Consider the following 6760-nt stretch of genomic DNA (forward strand, 5'->3'; position numbering starts at 1 on the left):
ATTGGTGCAAATGTTACTTTTCCGTTTTTGTTTGTAACAGTTTGAAGCTTGTTAGCACCCTCGTACAATTCAAAGCTGAATTCACCGTCTTTTAGATCACGACCTGTCAACTCTTTTGTCAACTCAATTGTTGCAGTTGTTGCGTTTGGTGTGAAGGCATTGGTAAATATTTTGCTTTCTGGATAGACGACTTCTGCCTGCAAGGCATCTCCATCACGAGTGACTTTAACAGTCACTTGTTTTTCAGATGCATCGTAAGCAATCGTAGCATTATCCCCTTTGACCTCTTTCACAGTATAAGTATGTTCACCTTCTGCTGTGTAAGAAATAGCATCAAAGGTTACTTTGCCAGATTTGTTGGTAACAGTTTGAAGTTTGTTTGTACCTTCGTACAATTCAAAACTAAACTCACCGTCTACCAAGTCACGGCCTGTCAACTCTTTTGTCAACTCAATTGTTGCATTTGCCGCCTTTGGTGTGAAGGCATTGGTAAATATTTTGCTTTCTGGATAGACGACTTCTGCCTTCAAAGCTCCTCCATCACGAATGACTTTAACAGTCACTTGTTTTTCAGAAGCATCGTAAGCAATAGTGGCATTGTCGCCCTTCACTTCCTTCACAGTGTATGTGTGTTCACCTTCTTCAGTGTACTCAATCGGTGCAAATGTAATTTTCCCGTTTTGGTTAGTAGTTGTTTGAAGTTTGTTTGAACCTTCGTACAATTCAAAGCTAAACTCGCCGTCTACCAAGTCACGACCTGTAAGAACTTTATCCAGCTCAATAACAGCTTGGGTTTTGGCCGGCTTCTCTTTCTTGTTTACAATGGTTTTGCTAACAGGTTTCGTTGGTGTCGTAAATTCACTAGCTTCAACAATTGTATCTTCTGCCAAGTCATACCCTTTCGGAGCTTGAATTTCTTTGATGATGTATTTATCTCTCAAGAGTTCTTTAAGGCTAAATTCACCTTTAGCATCTGATTCAAACTCACCTAATACTTGGCCAGTTGCTTGACGGATAACTTGGAATTTCGCACCTTTCAGCGGTTCATTACTTTCGTCAACTTTATGAACTTGAATGCCGAAGGCATAACCAACACCTTCACCACCCGCGATTTGGATATTTACTTTACTATTTGAATCGTATGGTTTTTTATTATCACCTACGATAGTCGCCTTATTTTTGATCACCTCACGGTCAACCGCATCATAGTTAACAACTGCTTCATATTCAACTGCAAAGTGATCGTTAGCAGAAATGTTCCCTAGATTAATCGTAAATGTAGTATCTGTTGCATTTACAGTGTATTGAGAGGTGACATCTGTTTTGTTTTTAAGTTGCCATGTTCCAGTGCTGTAATCCCAAGTACCTTTGTAGATCTTAAAGCTACCAGCCTTGTAGGTTACACCTGGTGATTCCATAGAATCTGAAAGAACTGCATTGCTGATTGCCTCGTTGGTCCTATTTACAGAAATACGAAAACCTAGGCTCTTGTGATCTCCATTATCCCAACCAGATTTGATAATAGTATACCGTTTACCTTCTCCGACAGTCCCACTTTTTACTGTACCATCGAATTTCACTTTGTTATTAACAGAGACCTTAACTGGCGCATTACCATCATTTGGAAACTTATCTTTATTAACACCAGCATAGAAGAAGAACGAACCTGAAATATCATTTTTCTCTTCAACAAACTTTGTGAATGTCAAGACAATTTTACCAGTAGTTGCATCAACCTTTGCGTTAGCGATCAATTTACCAGTAATGGAGTCATTAATTTCAAAATCCTGCGATTTGATGTCAATTGGAGAAGCAATAACTACTTCCGTCGTATCTCCTGCTTTAACGTTTTTTCCTTCCAAAGCAAACTTTGCATTAAGACGGAAAGTATCGTATCTTCCAAGCGGAGCTGTTAAATCCCCGCCATCATTGTTTTGAACTTTTACATTTGTGATGACATCCACTTTTTTTGACGTTTCTGCATTTACAATTTTAGAAAAAAGCGTAAAGCATACCATCAATAATGAAAGCATCATCAATAGATATATAGCCAATTTTTTCATTTTATCTCCCCTTATATTCATAATAATAGGCAAAAAATATTATATCACAAATTAGTAGTAATACAAGTAAAAGGTGGCATTTTTTTATTTAGCATCTTGTCAAAATGAAATGTCCTCACAAAACAATTGATGATCATACAAGTTTTTTTACCTATATTATGTTAAAATAGAGAGGAAAATAGAATCGTCCTTCAAGGCACACATTAAGCCGTTTCGAAGGCGCAAGCGCTAGATTTCCTAGCCTTGTTGAAAAAATAGACATAGAAATGGAAGATACAATGGAAAAACAAACCGTTGCAGTATTGGGTCCTGGTTCATGGGGAACAGCCCTTTCACAAGTCCTCAATGATAACGGCCATGAAGTCCGTCTCTGGGGAAATATCCAAGAACAAATCGATGAAATCAATACCGCTCATACCAATCAACGCTATTTCAAAGATATCGTTATTAGCGATCAAATTACCGCTACGACCGATCTGAAAGCTGCTTTAGACGGTGTGGATGCTATCCTTTTTGTCGTTCCTACAAAGGTGACCCGCCTGGTCGCTAAACAAGTCGCTGAAACACTGGATCACCCTGTTACAGTCATGCACGCTTCTAAAGGGCTAGAACCTGGTACACACGATCGGATTTCTCAAATCCTTGAAGAAGAAATTCCTGCTTCTCTTCGCAGCGAGGTAGTGGTCGTTTCTGGACCGAGTCATGCAGAGGAGACCATCGTACGGGACATCACCCTTATTACAGCAGCCTCAAAAGATTTAGAAGCTGCACGCTATGTTCAAGAACTCTTTAGTAATCACTACTTCCGCCTCTATACCAATACAGATGTTATCGGAGTGGAAACTGCGGGAGCCTTGAAGAATATCATCGCGGTCGGAGCTGGAGCCCTGCACGGTCTTGGTTATGGTGACAATGCCAAAGCAGCCATCATCACGCGCGGTCTCGCTGAAATCACGCGCCTTGGCGTTAAGCTCGGAGCTAGCCCATTGACCTATAGCGGTTTGTCTGGGGTCGGTGACTTGATCGTTACCGGAACTTCTGTCCACTCTCGCAACTGGCGAGCTGGGGACGCTCTCGGACGCGGCGAAAAATTGGAAGATATCGAAGCCAACATGGGTATGATCATTGAAGGGATCTCTACGACCAAAGTCGCCCACGAGCTGGCCCAAGAATTGGATGTCTACATGCCGATTACACAAGCCATTTACCAAGTCATTTATGAAGGAAAAGATATCCGCGAAGCCATCCACCACATGATGAGCAATGAATTTAAAGAAGAAAACGAGTGGAAATAAGTCAACCACTCTAACATCAATCCTACCTTTTAGAAAGGAAACTATATGACTAAAGTTAGAAAAGCAGTCATTCCTGCGGCTGGTTTGGGGACACGCTTCCTCCCAGCTACCAAAGCTTTGGCAAAGGAAATGTTGCCAATCGTTGACAAACCTACGATCCAATTTATCGTAGAAGAGGCTCTGAAATCTGGGATTGAAGAAATCCTTGTCGTAACAGGGAAGGCCAAACGTTCGATCGAAGACCATTTCGATTCTAACTTCGAATTGGAATACAACCTCGAGCAAAAAGGCAAGACTGACTTACTCAAGTTGGTCAATGATACAACAGCGATCAATCTTCATTTCATCCGCCAAAGTCACCCTCGAGGTTTAGGGGACGCTGTTCTTCAAGCCAAGGCCTTTGTTGGAAACGAGCCTTTTGTCGTTATGTTGGGAGATGATCTCATGGACATCACTAATGATGATGCCTTGCCATTGACCAAACAATTGATGAACGACTACGATGAAACCCATGCGTCAACCATCGCTGTGATGGAAGTCCCTCACGAAGAGGTTTCTTCTTACGGTGTGATTGCACCTCAAGGCGAAGGCATTAACGGTCTTTATAGCGTTGAAACTTTTGTCGAAAAACCAAACCCAGAGGACGCTCCAAGTGATCTCGCTATTATCGGACGCTACCTCTTGACTCCTGAAATCTTTGATATTCTTGCAAATCAAGAACCAGGTGCTGGCAATGAAATTCAATTGACAGATGCAATCGACACCCTCAATAAGACCCAACGAGTCTTTGCCCGTGAATTTAAAGGCCAACGCTACGACGTCGGTGATAAATTCGGCTTCATGAAAACTTCGATCGACTATGCCTTGAAACACCCTCAAGTCAAAGATGATCTTAAACAATATATTATCGACCTTGGAAAAAAATTAGAAGCAACTGAACAAACTGCAGACTAATCATTTTCAAATCTACAGAATACAAAAGAGACTGGCCATATCATGTAAGAGCTTTGCTACCTTACAATGGTCAGTCTTTTTTTATAAAAAAGAGGCTGGATAAAAATCCGGCCTCTTTCGTTTCATTGGACTTGATCCAATTCACTTTTTATTCTTATTATTTAAGGATGAACATTGTAAGAATAATTTGTATTTGGGAAAGTTTCAATTTCGCCTGGATTAAAGTTAGAACCGAAGCGATTATTGTTGTTTACACTGTTTCCTACTACAGGAGCTTCAACCGGAGATTGAACTTTTTCTTCTGGCTTCACAGGCGTTTCTACTTTCGAAGATACAGCTGGTTGTTTATCCTTGTTAGCAACATAGCCAAAGCGATTATTTGGATTTCCTTCTGCATTTGCTGGAATGTCTTTATTAGAAGGTGTTGCTACATAATCTGGAGCCGGAATTTTAATTTTGTTCACATCTTCATTGATTTGTGGTTTTTCTGGAACTTTTGGTGTATCTGGTTTCTTAGGTTCTTCAGGATCTTTATAATTATCTGGTTGAGAAGCACGATATGGATCAGATTTACGTCCAGCTGCCTCTAATTGTTTTTCCATTAATTTTTCATAATCTTTGAAGTGTTGGAAAAGACGATCAGACAATTCCAGTGCATCTTTTGTCACCTTATCTTCGGCAGCTTTTGCAGCTTCCGGTTGATCTTTCAACGCATAATATTCAATATCTTTCTTTTCTTGATCAACAATAAATTGTTTTTCAAGAGCTTTCCAGTGATCTTGGACTGATTTTCCAAAGACATCTTGGTTATTGATCGCCATATTGTCAATGTGCCATACTGTCCAATACCATGAATTTGGATCATAAGTTGCTGTTTGAGGTTTGAAAGCTTCGTAAGTATCTTTTAGATTACCATAGAATGGAACATAAGGAGTGTTCCGAGATGGTCCCATACCAAGCCATAACGTACCACCAAATGATTTTGGAAGTTTTGGATTGATTTGGTAGACATGGGCATCAATAACGTTTTCGTTTCCTAAAGCATACTTGTATTGGTCTTTACGAACAGCATCATTGCTACCATTATCCCCTTGTTTCTTGACACCAATTTGATCGTCTGGAACAAAACGACCATTCAAATGTTCAAAACGGTTGCGTTGGAGAGCAAAGGCATCTTCCAAAGTAAATTTCTTGTTTGGATCTGTTGGTGAGCGGAAGAGTTCGTATTCATCATCTTCATAAGTCACTTTTGATTTTGGATCCAAAAGAGTGATTCCTGCGTAAGTACGTGAACGGTCTCCTTCAGCATATTTTTCTGGTCCATAAGATTTAGCGATATGGAAATTGCCATCTTTATCAGTCTTGTAACTACCTGATTCTTTAGCTACTTTTTCAACATCTTTTGAAGCAATCACATTTTCCTTGTCATTCAAGTTTACATGGCCAAGGTAGTAGGTATTGGCAAAAACTGCATATTTATCTTCTGGAACTTTAACAGCTACATATTGGTGTCCAGAAAGAATTTCCATGTACCAAGTTTCTTTCTGGTCGGCAATAACAACTGTATTCCCCTCAGCTGATCCTTTTTCTTCAATGACTTTAGCTAGGAATTCAACTCCTTCACGAGCAGACTTAACGCGTGGTAAAACCACGTCCAACATAGCAGCTTCTGGAATTCCCTTTTCTGTCAATGGGTCAGTCTTCAAGACTTTTTTATTTGGAATTGCTGTAACAGTTGAGGTCATAGAGACGCCGGCTTCGTTAAATCCATGTTCACCAAAGGCACCGTTACTACCATCTCCACGAGCAGAGTCATAAGTCGCTGTGTATTTCATTTCACTGGCAGCATGTGGATAGGTAAAACCATTAGATTCGTCTTCCAGTTGATCCCCTTCCTTATAGTTCTTCGCATCAACAACTACAAAGTTTTTGTTGTGCTTTCCACCATTTGGATAGTAAGGGTAGTCTTCTGTCCGACCAAAGAGAGTGGTCCCATCCTTGGTCAATTGGCGACCAATGATAAAACCGCAACAGGCTTGAACAGCTTGAATCGGTAGGAGTAAGAGTGTCATCGCTACCAATGAGAGTTTTAACAACCATTTTTTCATGGCAAATCTCCTTTGTTTTTGCACTACTTTTGACAAAATAGCACTATTTTTGGTTTTTATATCTCCAGTTTACAACTTTCTCAATCCTTTTGCAAGCGCTTTCTATTTTGCATTTTTATACCTCTTTACCCATGATTACCTTCTCTATGGACCTAGCAATAGAGGGCTCACTTGACCTCTGCAAACATATTATAATAAATATATACAATTCTTTGCATTTCAAACAATTTTCTGTTAGTTTACGATTGCGCTACATTTTTTAGGAAAAAAAGAGAGTGGGACAGAAATCGGTAATTCGTTAGAATTCGATTTCGTCGTCCCACCTCCGCACAGTTGAGTA

General features: G+C 40.1%; 4 protein-coding genes. 2 read left to right on the forward strand and 2 right to left on the reverse strand.

The features are described from left to right. Nucleotides 1-2063: Spy0128 family protein (locus NFR56_RS09625; RefSeq protein ID WP_155199370.1), on the reverse strand; the 2063-nt coding region annotated here is incomplete at its 3' end. Nucleotides 2064-2341: 278 nt separating this feature from the next. Here NFR56_RS09625 and NFR56_RS09630 point away from each other — a divergent pair. Both NFR56_RS09630 and galU read left to right on the forward strand, forming a co-directional pair. After that, nucleotides 2342-3358: an NAD(P)H-dependent glycerol-3-phosphate dehydrogenase gene (locus NFR56_RS09630; RefSeq protein ID WP_037608137.1), complete on the forward strand. Its 1017-nt coding sequence runs from the start codon at nt 2342-2344 to the stop codon at nt 3356-3358. 45 nt (nt 3359-3403) lie between these two features. Beyond that, nucleotides 3404-4312: a UTP--glucose-1-phosphate uridylyltransferase GalU gene (gene galU / locus NFR56_RS09635; protein WP_049491186.1), complete on the forward strand. Its 909-nt coding sequence runs from the start codon at nt 3404-3406 to the stop codon at nt 4310-4312. A gap of 161 nt (nt 4313-4473) precedes the next feature. Here galU and NFR56_RS09640 read toward each other — a convergent pair whose 3' ends face one another. Then, nucleotides 4474-6420, reverse strand: a complete 1947-nt coding sequence (locus tag NFR56_RS09640) for a C69 family dipeptidase (protein ID WP_151191376.1) — start codon at nt 6418-6420, stop codon at nt 4474-4476. Nucleotides 6421-6760 lie beyond the last annotated feature (340 nt).

The sequence above is a fragment of the Streptococcus caecimuris genome (assembly GCF_943193075.1).
GTDB classification, from domain to species: Bacteria; Bacillota; Bacilli; order Lactobacillales; family Streptococcaceae; genus Streptococcus; species Streptococcus caecimuris.

Excerpts from the sequence above, each read along its gene's own strand:
- NFR56_RS09630 (WP_037608137.1), top strand. The coding sequence starts at position 2,342 with ATGGAAAAACAAACCGTTGCAGTATTGGGTCCTGGTTCATGGGGAACA.
- NFR56_RS09640 (WP_151191376.1), bottom strand. The coding sequence starts at position 6,420 with ATGAAAAAATGGTTGTTAAAACTCTCATTGGTAGCGATGACACTCTTA.
- galU (WP_049491186.1), top strand. The coding sequence starts at position 3,404 with ATGACTAAAGTTAGAAAAGCAGTCATTCCTGCGGCTGGTTTGGGGACA.